The sequence below is a fragment of the Pseudomonas sp. LF020 genome, assembly GCF_053456425.1.
This window is the reverse complement of the sequence record NZ_JBRFIX010000001.1, coordinates 503,557-520,990: the sequence shown is the minus strand read 5'-3', so window position 1 is coordinate 520,990 and position 17,434 is coordinate 503,557. Positions and strand designations below refer to the sequence as shown.

At 60.2% G+C, this 17,434-nt stretch carries 18 protein-coding genes; 5 read left to right on the top strand and 13 right to left on the bottom strand.

Annotation, left to right across the window (positions count from 1 at the left end; translation table 11 throughout):
- Positions 1-86: 86 nt before the first annotated feature.
- Both ACU680_RS02420 and ACU680_RS02415 read left to right on the top strand, forming a co-directional pair.
- Positions 87-1,031 (top strand): alpha/beta hydrolase, encoded by a 945-nt coding sequence (locus ACU680_RS02420; protein WP_448178554.1) that lies wholly within the window; start codon positions 87-89, stop codon positions 1,029-1,031.
- 43 nt (positions 1,032-1,074) lie between these two features.
- The gene (locus ACU680_RS02415) at positions 1,075-1,545 is read left to right on the top strand and encodes a MaoC family dehydratase (protein WP_003227420.1); all 471 of its coding nucleotides are present in this window, start codon (positions 1,075-1,077) and stop codon (positions 1,543-1,545) included.
- 140 nt (positions 1,546-1,685) lie between these two features.
- Here the strand turns inward: ACU680_RS02415 and ACU680_RS02410 are convergent, their stop codons facing one another.
- Together ACU680_RS02410 and ACU680_RS02405 are read right to left on the bottom strand one after the other, a co-directional pair.
- A complete protein-coding gene (locus ACU680_RS02410) occupies positions 1,686-2,153 on the bottom strand; it encodes a ferritin-like domain-containing protein (RefSeq protein ID WP_003227422.1) in 468 nt (155 codons plus the stop codon).
- 36 nt (positions 2,154-2,189) lie between these two features.
- Positions 2,190-2,357 (bottom strand): hypothetical protein, encoded by a 168-nt coding sequence (locus ACU680_RS02405; protein ID WP_367085483.1) that lies wholly within the window; start codon positions 2,355-2,357, stop codon positions 2,190-2,192.
- 2 nt (positions 2,358-2,359) lie between these two features.
- Here ACU680_RS02405 and ACU680_RS02400 point away from each other — a divergent pair, with 2 nt between their 5' ends.
- A complete protein-coding gene (locus ACU680_RS02400; protein WP_003227425.1) occupies positions 2,360-2,596 on the top strand; it encodes a DUF3820 family protein in 237 nt (78 codons plus the stop codon).
- Positions 2,597-2,623: 27 nt separating this feature from the next.
- The gene (locus ACU680_RS02395; protein ID WP_448178553.1) at positions 2,624-3,805 is read left to right on the top strand and encodes an aminotransferase class V-fold PLP-dependent enzyme; all 1,182 of its coding nucleotides are present in this window, start codon (positions 2,624-2,626) and stop codon (positions 3,803-3,805) included.
- 5 nt (positions 3,806-3,810) lie between these two features.
- Here the strand turns inward: ACU680_RS02395 and ACU680_RS02390 are convergent, their stop codons facing one another.
- From ACU680_RS02390 to zwf, 4 genes are all read right to left on the bottom strand, one after another.
- Positions 3,811-4,536 (bottom strand): intradiol ring-cleavage dioxygenase, encoded by a 726-nt coding sequence (locus tag ACU680_RS02390; RefSeq protein WP_400763818.1) that lies wholly within the window; start codon positions 4,534-4,536, stop codon positions 3,811-3,813.
- Positions 4,537-4,802: 266 nt separating this feature from the next.
- On the bottom strand, positions 4,803-5,468 hold the full coding sequence (locus ACU680_RS02385; RefSeq protein WP_003227433.1) for a bifunctional 4-hydroxy-2-oxoglutarate aldolase/2-dehydro-3-deoxy-phosphogluconate aldolase: 666 nt from the start codon (positions 5,466-5,468) through the stop codon (positions 4,803-4,805).
- Between the two features lie 17 nt (positions 5,469-5,485).
- A complete protein-coding gene (gene pgl / locus ACU680_RS02380) occupies positions 5,486-6,199 on the bottom strand; it encodes a 6-phosphogluconolactonase (protein ID WP_448178552.1) in 714 nt (237 codons plus the stop codon).
- A complete protein-coding gene (zwf, locus tag ACU680_RS02375; protein WP_027612566.1) occupies positions 6,186-7,652 on the bottom strand; it encodes a glucose-6-phosphate dehydrogenase in 1,467 nt (488 codons plus the stop codon). Before zwf ends, pgl begins: the two co-directional genes overlap by 14 nt.
- 226 nt (positions 7,653-7,878) lie before the next feature.
- On the opposite strand from zwf, the gene ACU680_RS02370 reads away from it, so the two are divergent.
- The gene (locus ACU680_RS02370; RefSeq protein WP_169842436.1) at positions 7,879-8,739 is read left to right on the top strand and encodes a MurR/RpiR family transcriptional regulator; all 861 of its coding nucleotides are present in this window, start codon (positions 7,879-7,881) and stop codon (positions 8,737-8,739) included.
- A 147-nt stretch (positions 8,740-8,886) separates the two neighbouring features.
- Here ACU680_RS02370 and ACU680_RS02365 read toward each other — a convergent pair whose 3' ends face one another.
- The 7 genes from ACU680_RS02365 to ACU680_RS02335 all read right to left on the bottom strand — a co-directional run bounded on the left by ACU680_RS02365 (position 8,887) and on the right by ACU680_RS02335 (position 17,314).
- Positions 8,887-9,741: a D-hexose-6-phosphate mutarotase gene (locus tag ACU680_RS02365; RefSeq protein WP_007969321.1), complete on the bottom strand. Its 855-nt coding sequence runs from the start codon at positions 9,739-9,741 to the stop codon at positions 8,887-8,889.
- 272 nt (positions 9,742-10,013) lie between these two features.
- Positions 10,014-11,363, bottom strand: a complete 1,350-nt coding sequence (locus tag ACU680_RS02360) for a carbohydrate porin (RefSeq protein WP_007969320.1) — start codon at positions 11,361-11,363, stop codon at positions 10,014-10,016.
- Positions 11,364-11,584: 221 nt separating this feature from the next.
- Positions 11,585-12,745 carry an ABC transporter ATP-binding protein gene (locus ACU680_RS02355; protein WP_448178551.1) on the bottom strand — a complete coding sequence of 387 codons (1,161 nt, stop codon included), beginning with the start codon at positions 12,743-12,745 and terminating at the stop codon, positions 11,585-11,587.
- Between the two features lie 2 nt (positions 12,746-12,747).
- Positions 12,748-13,593 carry a carbohydrate ABC transporter permease gene (locus ACU680_RS02350; RefSeq protein WP_007969317.1) on the bottom strand — a complete coding sequence of 282 codons (846 nt, stop codon included), beginning with the start codon at positions 13,591-13,593 and terminating at the stop codon, positions 12,748-12,750.
- Entirely contained in the window at positions 13,586-14,494 is a 909-nt protein-coding gene (locus ACU680_RS02345; RefSeq protein ID WP_003227452.1) for a carbohydrate ABC transporter permease, read from the bottom strand. The genes ACU680_RS02350 and ACU680_RS02345 overlap by 8 nt, the downstream gene beginning before the upstream one ends.
- Before the next feature lie 140 nt (positions 14,495-14,634).
- A complete protein-coding gene (locus tag ACU680_RS02340; RefSeq protein ID WP_007969316.1) occupies positions 14,635-15,936 on the bottom strand; it encodes an ABC transporter substrate-binding protein in 1,302 nt (433 codons plus the stop codon).
- A 118-nt stretch (positions 15,937-16,054) separates the two neighbouring features.
- The gene (locus tag ACU680_RS02335) at positions 16,055-17,314 is read right to left on the bottom strand and encodes a D-mannose isomerase (RefSeq protein WP_448178550.1); all 1,260 of its coding nucleotides are present in this window, start codon (positions 17,312-17,314) and stop codon (positions 16,055-16,057) included.
- Between the last annotated feature and the right edge of the window lie 120 nt (positions 17,315-17,434).

Sequence of the window (17,434 nt, the reverse complement as noted above, 5' to 3'; positions counted from 1 at the left end):
ATCTTCCTGCCGTGGCGTGAGCTGATCGGACGCGCTATACAATGCTACGACTGCGGGCCGATACCGCTCGATAAAAAGGAATTGCCATGATCCACCGAGGCTTTTGGCTGGACGCGAGTGACCGCAGCCGCCTGTTCGTCAACCAGTGGTTGCCGGCCGCGCCCTTGAAAGCGCTGATCCTGCTGGCCCACGGCATGGCCGAACACAGCGCGCGCTATGAACGGCTGGCGAATGCGTTCTGCGAACAAGGCTACGGTGTGTACGCCCCGGACCTGCGCGGCCATGGCAAAACCGCCGAACACGGGACACTCGGGCATTTCGCCGATGACGACGGCTGGTGCAAGGTGATCGGCGATCTGGCCAATCTCAATCAGCACATCGGCCAGCAGCATCCCGAGGTACCGATCATCCTGCTCGGGCACAGCATGGGCAGCTACCTCGCCCAGGGTTACCTGCTGCATCACAGCGCCAGCCTGCATGGGGCGATTCTCAGCGGTTCGAACTTCCAGCCGGTGGCGCTTTACGGCGCGGCGCGACAGATCGCCCGATTCGAAAAACTGCGTCAGGGTGGCAAGGGCCGCAGTGCGCTGATCGAGTGGCTGTCGTTCGGCTCGTTCAACAACAAATTCAAACCGGCGCGCACGCCGTTCGACTGGCTGAGCCGCGACCCGGTCGAGGTCGATCTGTATGCCAGAGACCCGTTGTGCGGCTTTCGCTGCACCAATCAATTGTGGATCGACCTGCTCGGCGGCTTGCAGCAGATCAGCAAAGCGTCCAATCTCGCCCAGATCGACCCGGGCCTGCCGCTGCTGGTGATCGGCGGTGAATGTGATCCGGTGAGCGAAGGCAAGCGTCTGACAGATCTGGCCGAGGCGTTGCGCGCGGCCGGCAGCCAGAACCTGCAACTGAAGATCTACCCGCAGGCGCGGCACGAATTGTTCAATGAAACCAATCGCGACGAAGTGGTTGCCGATGTGCTGACCTGGATCGACCAGGCGCTGAGCCATCGCCGCCCGCATCGCAGCGAATAATTTTTTGTGGATTCACTTTAATCCGTCACAGGAATCAAGACCGATGACCCAGGTTACCAACATCCCTTACGAAGCCCTCGAAGTCGGCCAGACCGCCAGCTACAGCAAGACTGTCGAAGAGCGCGACATTCAGCTGTTCGCCGCAATGTCGGGCGACCACAACCCGGTGCACCTGGACGCCGAGTTCGCTGCCGCCAGCATGTTCAAGGAACGCATCGCCCACGGCATGTTCAGCGGTGCGCTGATCAGCGCCGCCGTTGCCTGCGAACTGCCTGGGCCGGGCACCATCTACATCGGTCAGCAGATGAGCTTTCAGAAGCCGGTGAAGATTGGCGACACCCTGACCGTGCGCCTGGAAATCCTCGAGAAACTGCCGAAGTTTCGCGTGCGCATCGCCACTCGCGTGTTCAACCAGCGCGATGAGCTGGTGGTGGATGGCGAGGCCGAGATTCTGGCACCGCGCAAGCAGCAGACCGTGACCTTGCCGACGTTGCCGGCGATCAGCATCGGCTGATTGAAAAGATCGCAGCCTTCGGCAGCTCCCACCTTGGAATGCGTTCCCCTGTAGGAGCTGCCGCAGGCTGCGATCTTTTGCTTTCCCCTCACGCATAAAAAACGCCAGACAAGCTGGCGTTTTTTGTAACCTGCGAACGCTTACGAACGAGCGCGAGCCTGGTTACGCAGGGCTTTCACCTGGTCGTGGTTGCGTTGTACGCCGTGGTACTGACGCTCAACCAGGTCACGAATGCCGACCAGACCGTGCTTGTTGATTTTCTCGATGGCTTCACGATAAGCCTTCAGCGCGTGGTCTTCACCGCGCTCGGCTTCGTTCAGTACAGCCTCCTCGTCCTTGCCAGTGAACATGGCTTTGACGTCGACCCAGCGACGGTGCAGGTCACCACTGACGCTGGTAGAGGTTTCCGGATCGCCGCCCAGCTTGCGCACTTCAGCCTGCAGTTCAGCGGCGGCAGTCGCGCAATCGGCAGAACGGGTCACGAACAGGGTTTTCAGTTCTGGGTGCTTGATGTCTTCAGCGCAAGTCTTGAACCCTTCCTGGCCGTCCTTGCAGGTTTCGATCAGGTCGTTGAGTACAGAGATGGCTTCTTTATTCATGTCAGTCATTTTTCAATTCCTTGCGGTTGGTTGAAGATGCAAGGGTTATTGCAGTGTGCGTGCCAGCTTTTCATTCAAAAATAAATCGTTATATTTCAATAAGTTAAAGATATTTGAACTATCTGTATCACGGTTATTTGCATGATCTGTCATTTGGCCTGCATGCAGAATGCCTGTATTTTCCTGACTGTTCTGAATCCAGATGATTGCCACTGATGAATCCTGAAAAGCTTGAGCTGTTGATCACCCGTGAAATGCCCTTCGGCAAGTACAAGGGCCGGATCATTGCCGACCTGCCGGGGCCTTACCTCAACTGGTTTGCCCGCGAAGGTTTTCCTCACGGCGAACTCGGCGGACTGCTGGCGCTGATGCAGGAAATCGACCATAACGGCCTGTCGGATCTGCTCGAACCACTACGCGCCAAACACGGCAAACCTGCCCCGCGCCACTGAAGCGCCCTCCTCCCAAGAGCCTCGACCATGCCTGACAACACCCGCCGCGCCCGTGACGAAGCTTTCTGGCAAACCTTCGCCGATCGCTACGAAGCGCAAACCGGCCCGCTGAACCTGGAGAACGGTTACTTCGGACGCATGTCGCGCACGGTGATCGAGGACTACCAGCGCAACATCGAGCTGATCAACACCCGCAACTCGGTGTATGTGCGCCAGCGTTTCGAACAGCACGACAGCCTGGAGATCCGTGCGCAACTGGCCGAGACCATCGGTGTGCGCGCGCAGAGCGTGGCGTTTACCCGCAACGCCAGCGATGCGCTGCAGTCACTGATCCGCAATTACAACCGCCTGCAACCGGGCGATCAGGTGCTGATCAGCGACCTGGAATATGACACGGTAAAAGGCGCCATGCGCTGGCTGTCACGCCATCGCGGCGTCGACGTAATCGAGATCAATCATGCGCATCCGGCGAGTTTCGACAGCCTGCTGGACAGCTACCGCGAAACCTTCATCCGCTATCCGAAACTCAAGCTGATGGCCCTGACCCATGTCACCCACCGTACCGGTCTGGTGATGCCGGTGCAGGCCATCGCCGCGCTGGCGAAACAGCATGGCGTGGACATCATCCTCGACGGCGCTCACGCCCTCGGCCAGATCGACTTCAATCTGGAAGCCATGGGCATCGCCTTCGCCGGTTTCAACCTGCACAAATGGATCGGCGCACCACTGACCCTGGGCTTTCTGTATATCGCCCCGCAGCGTCTGGCCGACATCGACCCGGACATGGGCGAAATGCACTTCCCCGCGAGCGACATCCGCGCCCGCACCCCGTACAGCACGCCGAACATTCCGGCGCTGATGTCGCTGCCGCTGGTGTTCGAGGAGCACCGTTCGCTCGGTGGTGCGGCGGCCAAAGGGGCGCGACTCAATTACCTGCGCAATCTGTGGGTCAGCGCGGTGCGCCACCTGCCGGGGATCGAAGTGATGACCCCGGACGATCCGCGCCTGTATTGCGGGATCACCTCGATGCGTTTCACACGCCACGCCGATCAACAGGCAATGGTCGAGCGCCTGCTCAACGAGTACAACCTGTTCACTGTGGTGCGCAACGGCGCAGCGAGCGGACCGAGCATCCGTATCACGCCGGGGCTGACCACCACTGCGGCTGACATGCAGTTGCTGACCCGTGCACTCAACGAGCTGCGCTGATCCGCTCACACGGTGAACTTGTCGAAGTCCTCGGGCTTGATCTGCGACGAGGCGGCGAACGTATCGATGCCGATGGTCAGGTGGCCGAAAAATCCGTCCTCGTGAGAGTCGCGGCCGATCGGCCACACGGTCAGGGTCGACCCCTCGCCGCCCATGTTGGCGTAGTAGCTGTCGTCGGCATTGTTCAACGGTGCCGAGGCACGCCCGCGATAGTCCCGGGCATTGAGCACCGCGCGTGACACCACTTCGGGGAAATACAGCTGGCCAACCCAGGCCACGTTGCGCTCCTCCAGATATTCACTGCCGCTGACCATGCGCACCGCCACGTGAATGTGCAGCGCCCGACCGGCATAGAACCCCGGATAGATGGTGGTGAAGCGCACCCGCCCCTGCTGATCGCAGAACTGGCTGCCGCGCAGGTAAGTGTCATCGTCGGTGCGCGGCACTGAGCCGATGGCATCGGAGTCGACCTCCAGATCCGGATTGATCCGGCTCCACCCCGAATAGGCGCCCCGTGCATTGCAATGCCAGATGTCCACCAGTGCCCCGCTCACCGGCTGGCCGGTCATCGCGTCGACGATACTCAGGCGCAGCAGCAAGGGCAGCCCCTCGGCGCCTTCGCTGATGTTGCGCCGCAGCAACTTCGGATTGCGGAAGTAAGGCCCGGCGATCTGCTCGGGGGCCAACTGATAGATCGATGGTGACGGTGCGGTTGAAGTGTCTCGTTCCATGACGCGTTCTCTTCTCCATAAGAGAACGCAGGTTAACGCCACGTCCAAAGGCCCGTGCGGTAACTATGTATCGCAGCGTAACGAATGACTATGTAGGAGCTGCCGCAGGCTGCGATCTTTTGATCTTGATTAAAAAACAACATCAAAAGATCGCAGCCTGCGGCAGCTCCTACAGGGGTTTGGTTTTTTTCGGGCAAAAAAAACGGTGCACCGACCAAGCGCACCGTAAAGCCGTAGAACACACAACGAAGTGTCAGGTAAAACGTTTAGTCGAGCAGCGCCAGAGCCTCGGCGGTGCATTCCTGAATGCGCGCCCAGTCGCCGTTCTTGATCCACTCGGGATCGAGCATCCAGCTGCCGCCCACGCACATGACGTTTTTCAACGCCATGTAGCTCTTGATGTTGGCCGGGCCGACGCCGCCAGTCGGGCAGAATTTCACTTCGCCGAACGGGCCGCCGAGGGCCTTGATTGCTGCTACACCGCCGCTGACTTCTGCGGGGAACAGCTTGAAGCGGCGATAGCCCAGGCCATAGCCTTCCATGATGCCGGAGGCGTTGCTGATGCCCGGCAACAGCGGAATCGGGCTGTCGACGCTGGCTTCGAGCAGGTCACGGGTGATGCCCGGGGTGACGATGAACTGCGAACCCGCCGCTTCCGCCGCCGCAAGCATGTTGCGATCAAGCACGGTGCCGGCACCGGTCACCAGCTCCGGACGCTGCTCACGCAGGATCTGGATCGCCTTGAGACCGAACTGCGAACGCAGGGTCACTTCCAGCGCGGTCAGTCCACCAGCGGCCAGAGCGTCGGCCAATGGCAGCACGTCCTGTTCACGGGCGATGGTGATCACCGGCAGAATCCGCGCCTTGGCGCAGAGGCTGTCGATCAGGGCAACTTTGTCCGCCATGGAAACGGTAGGGGATGGATTTTTCATAGCGGCTGTTCCTTGGCTCATGGGCACCAGTAAATCTCTAACGTGGGTTGCAGAAACGCGCGCACCGGCATGGCCGCGACGTCGTCGGATGCCAGTGCGGCATTCAGGGTGGTCAGTTTCGACTGACCGGAAATCGACAGAATCTTGTGCTTCGCCGAAGCCAGCAGCGCACGGCTCATGGTCAGGCGTTGACGCGGCACACTCGGCGCCAGCATCGGCCAGCAGCGACGGCTGCCGTCAGCCTGCAAGGCTTCAGTCAGGTTCGGGCTGTCGGGGAAGAGCGACGCGGTGTGACCGTCATCGCCCATGCCCAGCACCAGCACGTCAATCGGCGGCAATTCCGCGAGCAGACGGTCGGCCTGTTCCGCAGCCTGCTCGACGTTGGCCGCCGCGCTATAAAGGCTTAGGAACTTTGCTTTTGCCGCCGGCCCCTTGAGCAGGTACTGCTTGAGCAGACCGGCGTTGCTGTCAGCGTGTTCGACCGGTACCCAGCGTTCGTCAGCGAGGGTCACGACGACCTTCGACCAATCCAGCTCCTGCTTGGCCAGGTGCTGAAAAAACGCCACCGGGCTGCGGCCGCCAGAGACCACCAGCACCGCGTTGCCACGTGCGGCGATGGCATCGCTCAACTGCTTGGCGACGCTCAGCGCCAGACCTTCGGCCAACAGCACCGGGCTCTTGAATTCGTGGGCATTCACGCCCGCCGGCAGTTTCACATCAGATATCGCCATACCACGACCTCCCGTCCCGCGTGATCAGTGCAATCGAGCTCATCGGCCCCCACGACCCGGCCGCATACGGCTTGGGCGCGTCACCGGATTTTTTCCAGCCGGCAATCAACTGGTCACACCACTTCCACGCGGCTTCGATTTCATCTTTACGGACAAACAGGTTCTGATTGCCGTTCATCACTTCCAGCAACAACCGCTCGTAGGCATCGGGGATCCGCGCGCTGCGCCAGGTGTCGGAGAAATTCAGTTGCAGCGGCCCGCTGCGCAGTTGCATGCCTTTGTCCAGGCCCTGCTCCTTGGTCATCACACGCAAAGAAATGCCTTCGTCCGGTTGCAGACGGATGATCAGTTTGTTGCTGATCTGCAGGCGCTGTTCCGGCGCAAAAATGTAGTGCGACGGTTCCTTGAAGTGGATGACGATCTGCGACAGCTTTTGCGGCATGCGCTTGCCGGTACGCAGGTAGAACGGCACGCCGGCCCAGCGCCAGTTGCGGATGTCGGCACGCAGGGCGACGAAGGTTTCGGTGTCGCTCTGGGTGTTGGAATTCGGCTCTTCGAGGTAGCCCGGCACGGACTTGCCTTCGCTGTGCCCGGCGATGTACTGACCGCGCACCACTTGGGTGGTCAGACCTTCCGGGCTGATCGGCGCCAGCGCCTTGAGCACTTTCACCTTTTCATCACGGATGCTGTCGGCGGACAGGTCGGCTGGCGGGTCCATCGCAATCAGGCACAGCAGCTGCAACAGGTGATTCTGGATCATGTCGCGCAGCTGGCCGGCCTTGTCGAAGTAGCCCCACCGGCCTTCGATGCCGACCTTCTCGGCCACGGTGATTTCCACGTGGGAGATGTAATTCTGGTTCCACTGGGTTTCGAACAGGCTGTTGGCGAAACGCAGGGCGATCAGGTTCTGTACGGTTTCTTTGCCCAGGTAGTGGTCGATGCGGTAGGTGCGGTTCTCCGGGAAGAACTGCGCCACGGCGTCATTCACTTTACGCGAGGATTCCAGATCGGAGCCGATCGGCTTTTCCAGGACCACGCGAGTGTTTTCCGCCAGACCGACTTTCGCCAGGTTCTCGCAAATCGCGCCATACACCGCTGCCGGGGTGGCGAAGTAGGCAATCATGCGTTGCGCGCTGCCGGCCGCTTCGGCCAGCGCCACATAATCTTCAGCCTTGAGGAAGTCGACGTGCAGGTAGCTCAGGCGCGCCAGAAAGCGCTCGGCCACGGCCTCGTCCAGCTCTTTGCCGACGTAACGGCGCAGTTCGGCGGCGATGAATGCCAGGTGCTGCTGCTCGGAGCCGGGTTCACGGGCCAGCGCAATGATCCGCGTGTCCTCGTGCAACAGGTCGGCGCCATCGAGGTGATAAAGGGCAGGAAACAGCTTGCGCAGGGCCAGATCGCCCAGAGCGCCGAACAAGGCAAAGGTGCACGGTTCAACCGTAATCGAAGGCATGATGTTTGTTCTTTTATCAAGTTAAGCTACAAATACCTTTTTTCAAGGCATCACTCAAGGGAAAATGTAGTAATAACCACAACATTTTCGCAAAATACAGATTCCGAGTGGTGGTCGGTCGGAGCCACCAGTAGGATAGGCCACCGTTACGGGCCACATCAAAGGCCCAATTTGCATAGCCCGGCGCACCTTTGCGCAGGTGAATTAGGAATTCCATATGGACCGCGTGCGAAATTTACTGGAACAGATCCAGAGTCGCCTTGAAGAGCTGAACAAGGCCGAACGCAAAGTCGCCGAGGTGATCCTGCTCAACCCGCAGCAGGCTACTCGCTTCAGCATCGCCGCCCTCGCCCAGGCCGCATCGGTGAGCGAGCCGACGGTCAACCGTTTCTGCCGTTCGTTCGGTGTCAGCGGCTACCCTGAACTCAAGCTGCAACTGGCGCAAAGCCTGGCCAGTGGCGCGGCGTATGTCAGCCGCGCGGTGGAGGCCGATGACAATCCCGAGGCTTACACGCAGAAGATTTTCGGCAGCGCCATCGCTTCGCTGGACAGCGCTTGCCAGGCGCTCGATCCGAACCTGATCAGCCGCGCCGTCGACCTGTTGATTCAGGCCCGGCAGATCCACTTCTTCGGCCTCGGTGCATCAGCGCCTGTGGCTTTGGATGCGCAGCACAAATTCTTCCGTTTCAACCTCGCCGTCACCGCCCACGCAGACGTGCTGATGCAGCGAATGATTGCTTCGGTGGCGCATACGGGTGAGCTGTTCGTGATCATTTCCTACACCGGGCGCACCCGCGAACTGGTGGAAGTGGCGCGCATCGCCCGGGAGAACGGCGCTTCGGTGCTGGGCCTGACCGCCGAAAATTCGCCGCTGGCCAAGGCCAGCACCCTGAGCCTGAACATTCCGCTGCCGGAAGACACCGACATCTATATGCCGATGACTTCGCGGATCATTCAGTTGACGGTGCTGGATGTGCTGGCGACCGGCATGACGCTGCGTCGCGGAGTGGATTTCCAGCCGCATCTGCGCAAGATCAAGGAGAGCTTGAATGCCAGCCGGTATCCGGTGGGCGATGAGTTCAACTGAGGCCTGATAGTTCTTTATTGAATGATCCGGCCTCATCGCTGGCAAGCCAGCTCCCACAGTGTCCGGGTCGTCCACAAAATCCATGACCGCCACCAAACCTGTGGGAGCTGGCTTGCCAGCGATGGGGCCAGCAGCCACAGTACAAACTCAGGCAGCAGCCCACGCCTGCAAGCTCAAATGTGCTTTCTCCCCCGGCGCCAGATGCAGGCTGTCGGTACCGCCCGCCGCCGCTTCGACACAGACAAACTCCGTCACTTCATCCCAGCTCACGCCCAACAGGGGTCGCGAGCCAGGATGCCAGACCACGGTGTCGCCACTGTCACCGGTATCAATGCACAACTCGCGCTGCCAGGCGTGATCCTTGAGCTGTAATTCGCCGTCGTGCTGGAACACCCGCTGACAACCACCATCGACACGCAACTCGCCTTCCTGCTGGCAGGACTGGCGGCTCAACTGGTCGTAACCCTGCGCACCTTCGAGGCCAGACAGCGCTATCTCACCGACATCGCCAATACGCCAGTAAGCGTGCAAAGCCTGGCTCAACTGGCACGGCATGTCATCCTGATGCTCGGTGCTCAGACGTAATTCCATACGTTCACCGAGGTGCGCATGCAGGTCGACCTGCCAGTCGCACAACTGCAACTGCCAATGCAGGCGCACGCCATCTTCGGCACTGCTGCTGTCGAGCAGTTTCCAGTCGAGCAGGCGCGCCCAGCCATGGGATGGCCAGGCGTTTTCGCTCGGATGGCGGCCATACCACGGCCAGCACACCGGCACGCCGCCACGAATGGCGCCAACGTGCGGCCACTTCGCCGCACACCACAACCACGGTTTCTGCCCGCGCGGCTGAAAGTGCAGCAACTGCGCGCCCTGCCGACTGAACACCGCCTGACACAGCGGATGGTCGATCACCAGCACGTCGCGCATCTGATAGCGCTCCCAGGCGAACACCGGTCGTTCGCGCAGGGATTTGAAGAAGCGTTGCAGCGGATGCTCATGCATTGGCCACGGTCCTGAAAATCATGGGGGTACTCAACAATCCACATTGCTCTTGTGGCGAGGGAGCTTGCTCCCGCTGGGCTGCGAAGCGGCCCTGAAACCATTCACTGCGGTGTGTCAGTCAGACTGCATTTGCCGGATTACGACTGCTGCGCAGCCGGGCGGGAGCAAGCTCCCTCGCCACAAAAGCGATCCACTGAACTTCGCAAAAAAAAGCGGACAGCCTTGGCTGTCCGCAAATATGCGCACATGGAGAGGAGCTTATCGCAACAACGTTAGAACGTAGACTGAATTTTCAGGCCAGCGACCAAAGCGTTGTCCACTGCATCCACACCACCCGGGTGAGTGATGTATTGCAGGTTAGGACGCACGGTCAGCCAGTTGGTGACGTGGAAGCCGTAGTTGATCTCGTAGTTGTATTCGGTTTCACGAATCGGCGAGAACACCGGGTTGTCGTAGTCCGACACTCCGTTGGAAGCATTCAGCAGCTCGGCGTTTTTCTTCACGTCATCGTTGACGTGGATACGCGCCGCACCAATGCCGACGTCATCCTTCGGACGTGCGTCGAACGGGCCTTTGTAGACAAACATCACCGACTGGTAGTTGTCGATGAAGTTGGTGTCCTTGTCGTGGAACGTGGCGTTGGCGGCAATGTTCAGACCGCGAGTCGCATCACCGTTGTGGCTGGTGAGTTGCTGCTGCGCGACGAACCAGTAGCCGTGTTTGCTGCTGTGGGTCTTGTACGCGTCGCCAGTGGTCGCCGCGTCGAAACCGTTGACGTCTTCGCGGACATCATTGGCATCCGCCGTGCTCTTGTAGTAACCGATGCGGTATTCGCCCGGCAGGCTGTTGACCTTCGGCGACCAGACCAGTTCGACTGGCAGAACAGTACCGGCGGTGCCGCTGCCACTGAGCTTGAAGCCGTTGCCGTGTTCCAGCTGCGACGGGTTCTGGTTGTACGCACCGATCTGCGCGTAGAGCTCGTCGTTGATGTTGTACTTCACGCGGATCGCGGCCTGGCTGACGGGCCAGTTGTACCAGATGTTGGTCGCCCAGTTACCCACTTGCGAGCCGCAGAACGCCAGGTTCTGGAAGTCGCACGGGAAGGTGTTGAAGTCCTCGCCTTCACCGAAGTAACCGGCCTTGACGTCGAGCTTGTTGTCGAAGAACTGGTGCTGAATCCACAACTGGGTCAAGCGCACCATGTGGCCACGACCGTAGACTTCCTGCGAGGAAGACAGTGTGCCGGCACGCGGATCGCCAACGCGGTCGTTGGAGATGTTCTGGCCGTTACGGTTGGTCAGCTGGATCTTGGCCTGAGTGTTGTCCCAGCCCCAGAGTTTTTGCAGGTCCAGCGCCACGCCCAGACCGAACTGATCGCTGTAGCGACCGGTCTTGTCGTCGTTGTAGCCGCCATGCAGGTTGGCGCCCATTTCCCCAACGTAGTCGGCCTTGATGTCGATACCCTGCTCGATCAGCTTGGTCCGCTCGCCACCCCAGTCACCGGTCATCCATTTCGAGTCGGAGCTGAAGGCATCCGCCGCCATGGCGTTACCGGCCAGCACCAATGCCGCCGCAGCTGACACTTGGCAGATCAACCGGGCATTGACGTGTTTCTTTTTCATCCCTACATCCTCGTCTTTATTGTTATTAACTGTTTTTTTCCAACGCGGTTTACATAAATTGCGCTGGATTACAGGCAATCCAGCGCGTGCTCCTGTTTGGAATCCGATCCCTGTGGGAGCTGGCTTGCCAGCGATGGCATCGACTCAGTTCCACTGTGAACCGAGTTGCCTGCATCGCTGGCAAGCCAGCTCCCACATGACCGCATTCCTGCATTGATTTCTTAGCGGCCTTTGAACTGCGCCACGTTCGCCGACCGCGCTTCGGTCTGCGCCTGGCCCGCAACGCCCAGACGCTCGCCAGTCCTGGCATCGAACAACAACACTTTCGACGGATCGAATTGCAGGGTCAGGGTCTCGCCGACCTGCGGTGCCACGTCCGGCGCCAGACGGCAGCAGACCTTGGTCTCATTCAGGTTGACGAACACCAGGGTGTCCGGACCGGTCGGCTCGGTGACCTGCACTTCGGCCTTGATGCTCGGCAGGCCACTGCCCTCGCCGTTCGCCAGGACAATCTGTTCCGGGCGCAGGCCGAGGATCACTTCGCGATCTTCCAGCCCTGCATCCTGCATGCTCATCGGCAGTTCGCAACGGGCCTGGCCGCTGTCGAGCAGCGCCAGAAGGCGCCCGTCCTTGCGTTGCAGACGCAGCGGAATGAAGTTCATCGGTGGCGAACCGATGAAGCTCGCCACGAACAGGTTGGCCGGGTCGTTATAGATCTCTTTCGGCGTGCCGAACTGCTGGATGATGCCGTCTTTCATCACCGCCACTTTGTCGCCCAGGGTCATCGCTTCGATCTGGTCGTGGGTCACGTAAACGGTGGTGGTTTTCAGGCGCTGGTGCATCAGTTTCATTTCGGTGCGCATCTCGACGCGCAGCTTGGCGTCGAGGTTGGACAGCGGTTCGTCGAACAGATAGATCTTCGGCCGGCGCGCCAACGCACGGCCCATCGCCACGCGCTGTTGCTGACCACCGGAGAGCTGGCCCGGCTTGCGGTTGAGCAGGTGTTCGATCTGCAGCAACTTGGCCACGCGCGCGACTTCTTCGTCGATCGCCGACTGGCTCATCTTGCGGATCTTCAGACCGAACTCGATGTTCTCGCGCACGCTCATGGTCGGGTACAGCGCGTAGGACTGGAACACCATGGCGATGTCACGATCCTTGGGGCTCATGCCACTGACGTCCTGATCGCCGATCATGATCGCGCCACCGGTGATGGTTTCGAGGCCGGCGATGCAGTTCATCAGGGTCGACTTGCCGCAGCCCGACGGGCCGACCAGGATCAGGAACTCACCGTCCTTGATCGACAGTTCGATGTTCTTCAGGGTGTCCGGCAGGCCGGCACCGTAGGTCTTGTTGACGTTGCGAAGTTCGAGCGTTGCCATGATTACCCCTTGACTGCGCCGGCCGTCAGCCCGCGCACGAAATACTTGCCTGCGACCACATAGACCAGCAGGGTCGGCAGGCCGGCGATCATCGCCGCTGCCATATCAACGTTGTATTCCTTGGCGCCGGTGCTGGTGTTGACCAGGTTGTTCAGCGCCACCGTGATCGGTTGCGAATCACCGCTGGAGAACACCACACCGAACAGGAAGTCGTTCCAGATCTGGGTGAACTGCCAGATCAGGCAGACCATGATGATCGGCGTCGACATCGGCAGAATGATCTGCCGGAAGATCGTGAAGAACCCCGCGCCATCCAGCCGTGCTGCCTTGATCAGCGCATCGGGAATGCTCACGTAGTAGTTACGGAAGAACAACGTGGTGAACGCCAGACCATAGACCACGTGCACGAACACCAGGCCGGTGGTGGTGCTCGCCAGGCCCATCTTGCCGAGGGTGAACGAGGCCGGCAGCAGCACGGTCTGGAACGGCAGGAAGCAGCCGAACAGCAGCAGACCGAAGAACAACTGCGAACCGCGGAAGCGCCAGAACGACAACACATAACCGTTCAGCGCGCCGATGGCGGTGGAGATGACCACGGCCGGCACGGTGATCTTGATCGAGTTCCAGAAGTAGCCGTCCACCGTGGCCCAGGCCTTGACCCAGCCGATGCCGCTGACCACGGTCGGCCAGCTCAGCAGGTTGCCGGTGCTGATGTCTTCCGGGGTCTTGAAGCTGGTCAGCAGCATCACCACCAGCGGAATCAGGTACAGCAGGACCGCGAGAATCAGCACCGCGTAGATCGCCACGCGACTCAGGCTGAAGGCGGGTTTGGCAGCGAGACTAGTCATGACGCTTGGTCCTCAGCTCGGAGTACAGGTAAGGCACGATGATCGCGAGAATCGCACCGAGCATCAGAATCGCACTGGCCGAGCCCATGCCCATCTGGCCGCGACTGAAAGTGAAGGAGTACATGAACATCGCCGGCAGGTCGGAGGAATAACCCGGGCCTCCCGCTGTCATCGCCGCGACCAGGTCAAAGCTCTTGATCGCGATATGCGCCAGAATCATCACCGCACTGAAGAACACCGGACGCAGGCTGGGCAGCACCACTTTCCAGTAGATGGTCGGCATGCTCGCGCCATCGATCTGCGCGGCACGGATGATCGATTGATCAACGCCACGCAGGCCGGCGAGAAACATTGCCATGATGAAGCCCGAGGCTTGCCACACGGCAGCGATCACCAGGCAGTACACCACGCGATCCGGGTCGATCAGCCAGTCCAGACGGAAGCCTTCCCAGCCCCAGTCACGCAACAATTTGTCCAGGCCCATGCCCGGGTTGAGCAGCCATTTCCACGCGGTACCGGTGACGATCATCGAGAGCGCCATCGGGTATAGGTAAATGGTGCGGATAAAGCCTTCGCGACGGATGCGCTGGTCGAGGAACACCGCCAGCAGCACGCCGATCACCAACGTGATGCCGATGAACATGCCACCGAACACCGCGAGGTTCTTGCTCGCCACCCACCAGCGATCGTTGTCGAACAGCCGGGCGTATTGCGCCAGACCGGCCCACTTGTAGTTGGGCAGGAACGTCGAGGTGGTGAACGACAGCACGAACGTCCACAGGATGTAGCCATAGAAGCCCACCAGCACGATGAACATGCTCGGCGCCAGCACCAGTTTCGGTAGCCAGCGCTGCAGTGCATCAAACGGCGAGGCTTTGCTGAACACAGCAACAGAACTCATGGGGAAATCCAGAATAATGATTTACGAGAGCATTCCCCTTGTAGGAGTGAGCCTGCTCGCGATTGCGGTGTGTCAGTTGATGAATCCTTTATCTGACAGATCGCTATCGCGAGCAGGCTCACTCCTACAGGGGCCAAGCATTACTTGGCCGACTGAACCGCCGCACCCAGTTTCTTGGCCGCATCGGCCGGATCGGCTTTCGGGTCGTTGATGTAGTTGGTCACCACATCAAAGAACGCGCCCTGCACCGCCAGCGTGGTTGCCATGTTGTGCGCCATGCTCGGCTGCAGGCCACCGGACTTGGCGTCTGCCAGGAAGTCCTTGGCAGCGGTTTGTGCGCAGGAGTCGAAACCGAGTTTGTCCATGTTGTTCAACATGTCGTTACGAACCGGGATCGAGCCCTTGTTGATGCTGAAGACTTTCTGGAAGTTTTCACCCAGCACGACTTTGGCGATGTCCTGCTGACCAGCCGCAGTGCCTTTGTCTTTCTGCTTGAACACCGCCAGGGAGTCGATGTTGTAGGTGAACGCCTTGTCGGTGCCCGGGAAGGCTACGCACTCGTAGTCCTTGCCGGCGACTTTCTTGGCAGCGGTCCATTCGGACTTGGCCCAGTCACCCATGATCTGCATGCCGGCCTTGCCGTTGATGACCTTGGCCGCTTCCAGGTTCCAGTCCTGGCCCTTGCCGTCGGCGTCCATGTAGGTCGCGACTTTCTTCAGCTCGGTCAGCGCCTTGACCATTTCCGGGCCGGTCAGCGCCTTGTTGTCCAGATCGACCAGGGCTTTCTTGTAACCATCAACGCCCATGACCGAGAGCACCACGGCTTCGAACACGGTGCTGTCCTGCCAAGGCTGACCGCCGTGGGCCAGCGGGATGAAGCCCGCCGCCTTGAGCTTGTCGCCGGCGGCGTAGAATTCTTCGAGGGTGGTCGGGTTCTTGGTGATGCCGGCTTTCTTGAAGACTTCCGGATTGATCCACAGCCAGTTCACCCGGTGAATGTTCACCGGCACGGCCACGTAATCACCGTCGTACTTCACGGTATCGGAGACTTTCTTGTCGAGCAGGCTGTCCCACTTCTCTTCTTTGGCCACGTCTTTCAGGACGTCGGTGTCGAGCAGACCGGTGGACGCCCACTCCTGAATGTCCGGACCTTTGATCTGGGCGACGCCCGGTGGGTTGCCGGCCACGGCGCGGCTTTTCAGCACGGTCATGGCCGTGGCACCGCCACCGCCGGCGACAGCGCCGTCTTTCCAGGTGAAACCGTCTTTTTCAACTTGCGCCTTGAGCACATCAACGGCGGCTTTTTCGCCACCGGACGTCCACCAGTGCACGACTTCGACCGAACCTTTGGATTCGGCAGCGGAAACACTGAGAGGCAGAATTGCGAGCGGGAACAGGGAGGCGACAGAAATGACAGTAGCGAGGCGAGAAATCGCATTCATCTGAGATGTACCTTTCTTGTTGTTATGCATGCAAGTCTGGTGCTTGCGCTGCACAGGAGTTTAAACAGGGCGATTCCCTTCGCAGGTAACGAAGGGACGCGCAAATGTCACCACATGGTTACACAGGAACAGCCCGGGATATTTGCGCCAGAGCTGTCGCCATACTCGGTGACAAGGGTAGACGAGGGATCAATACCGCCTGCCAGGCATGATACAGATCGGGTTTGCCCGGCCAGATATCGGCGCTCGGACGGTTTTGCGGATCGAGTTCGTGATGCCAGCTGCCGTCACAGCGATCGATGAAATGGCCTTCACAGAATTCCCAGAACAGCCGGTACCAGGTTTCGTATTGCGCATCACCGATGCGTTTGAGCAAGGCGCTGGCCGCCGCGCTGGCCTCGGCATGGGTCCAGTGCAAACGATGACGCACCACGGCTTTGTTGTCCCAGTCGAGGGTGTAGACGATCCCCGGCGCGCCATCGACGTCCCAGCCGTTTCGGCAATTCTGCTCGAAGAGTTTTTGCGCATCAGTCGCCAGCCAGCCGGGCGTGAGCATCCCGGCCTGAACCCGCGCCGCTTCCAGATGCAACAGCAGCCGCGCCCACTCGAAACCGTGGCCCGGCGTGGTCCCGTAAGGGCGGAAGCCGTCAGCGGGATTGTCGCGGTTGTACTCGCGCAGCGGTTGCCAGTCGCGATCGAAATGCTCGATGACCATGTAGCCGTTGGCGGCGGCGTGACCGTGAATCACCCGCTCGACGATGCGTTGTGCGCGCACCAGCCAGCGTGGATCTTCCGTGACATCGGCCAGCGCGAGGAATGCTTCGGTGGCGTGCATGTTGCTGTTGGCGCCGCGATAGGCTTCTTCTTCGCGCCAGTCGCGATTGAAGAATTCGCGCATCGCGCCCTCTTCTTCGCTCCAGAAATACGTGTCGATGATGTCCATCGCATCATCCAGCAGCGCCTGGGCGCCGGGACGTTGCGCGACCACCGCCGAGCTGGCCGCGAGCGCGACAAAGGCATGCAGGTAGGCATTCTTGCCGGTGTTGCCATCGCGATGCTCGGCGACCGCAAACCAGCCACCGTGCAGCGCATCCCGCAACGGACCGCGCAGCGCCGCGATGCCGTGATCGACCAGCTCCGCGAACCCCGGCAGACCCTGAATATGGGCCATGGCGAAGCTGTGGGTCATGCGCGCGGTGTTCATGGTTTCGGCTTGTGCGTTCGCCGGCAAACGGCCGCGTTCGTCGAGGTTGCCGAAACCTTCGGGCAGTTTTGCCGCTTTGGCGAATGCCAGCAGGCGCAGACCTTCGTCGGCGAGCCATTGCTGGTGGGCAGGGGCGTTCAGCCAACTGCTGAAGCCTGGGTGGAAGGTGTCCATGAGTGGCCCTTTTTTGTTGTTATGACTGCGGGCAGTCTAAACAACGGGCCGGGGTGGGCTTGTAACGAAGGGGACGGGGTTTGTCACCGGATCGTGACATTCACATATTACTTGTGGCGA

Excerpts from the sequence above, each read along its gene's own strand:
- ACU680_RS02420 (WP_448178554.1), top strand. The coding sequence starts at position 87 with ATGATCCACCGAGGCTTTTGGCTGGACGCGAGTGACCGCAGCCGCCTG.
- ACU680_RS02415 (WP_003227420.1), top strand. The coding sequence starts at position 1,075 with ATGACCCAGGTTACCAACATCCCTTACGAAGCCCTCGAAGTCGGCCAG.
- ACU680_RS02410 (WP_003227422.1), bottom strand. The coding sequence starts at position 2,153 with ATGACTGACATGAATAAAGAAGCCATCTCTGTACTCAACGACCTGATC.
- ACU680_RS02400 (WP_003227425.1), top strand. The coding sequence starts at position 2,360 with ATGAATCCTGAAAAGCTTGAGCTGTTGATCACCCGTGAAATGCCCTTC.
- ACU680_RS02395 (WP_448178553.1), top strand. The coding sequence starts at position 2,624 with ATGCCTGACAACACCCGCCGCGCCCGTGACGAAGCTTTCTGGCAAACC.
- ACU680_RS02390 (WP_400763818.1), bottom strand. The coding sequence starts at position 4,536 with ATGGAACGAGACACTTCAACCGCACCGTCACCATCGATCTATCAGTTG.
- ACU680_RS02385 (WP_003227433.1), bottom strand. The coding sequence starts at position 5,468 with ATGAAAAATCCATCCCCTACCGTTTCCATGGCGGACAAAGTTGCCCTG.
- pgl (WP_448178552.1), bottom strand. The coding sequence starts at position 6,199 with ATGGCGATATCTGATGTGAAACTGCCGGCGGGCGTGAATGCCCACGAA.
- zwf (WP_027612566.1), bottom strand. The coding sequence starts at position 7,652 with ATGCCTTCGATTACGGTTGAACCGTGCACCTTTGCCTTGTTCGGCGCT.
- ACU680_RS02365 (WP_007969321.1), bottom strand. The coding sequence starts at position 9,741 with ATGCATGAGCATCCGCTGCAACGCTTCTTCAAATCCCTGCGCGAACGA.
- ACU680_RS02360 (WP_007969320.1), bottom strand. The coding sequence starts at position 11,363 with ATGAAAAAGAAACACGTCAATGCCCGGTTGATCTGCCAAGTGTCAGCT.
- ACU680_RS02355 (WP_448178551.1), bottom strand. The coding sequence starts at position 12,745 with ATGGCAACGCTCGAACTTCGCAACGTCAACAAGACCTACGGTGCCGGC.
- ACU680_RS02350 (WP_007969317.1), bottom strand. The coding sequence starts at position 13,593 with ATGACTAGTCTCGCTGCCAAACCCGCCTTCAGCCTGAGTCGCGTGGCG.
- ACU680_RS02345 (WP_003227452.1), bottom strand. The coding sequence starts at position 14,494 with ATGAGTTCTGTTGCTGTGTTCAGCAAAGCCTCGCCGTTTGATGCACTG.
- ACU680_RS02340 (WP_007969316.1), bottom strand. The coding sequence starts at position 15,936 with ATGAATGCGATTTCTCGCCTCGCTACTGTCATTTCTGTCGCCTCCCTG.
- ACU680_RS02335 (WP_448178550.1), bottom strand. The coding sequence starts at position 17,314 with ATGGACACCTTCCACCCAGGCTTCAGCAGTTGGCTGAACGCCCCTGCC.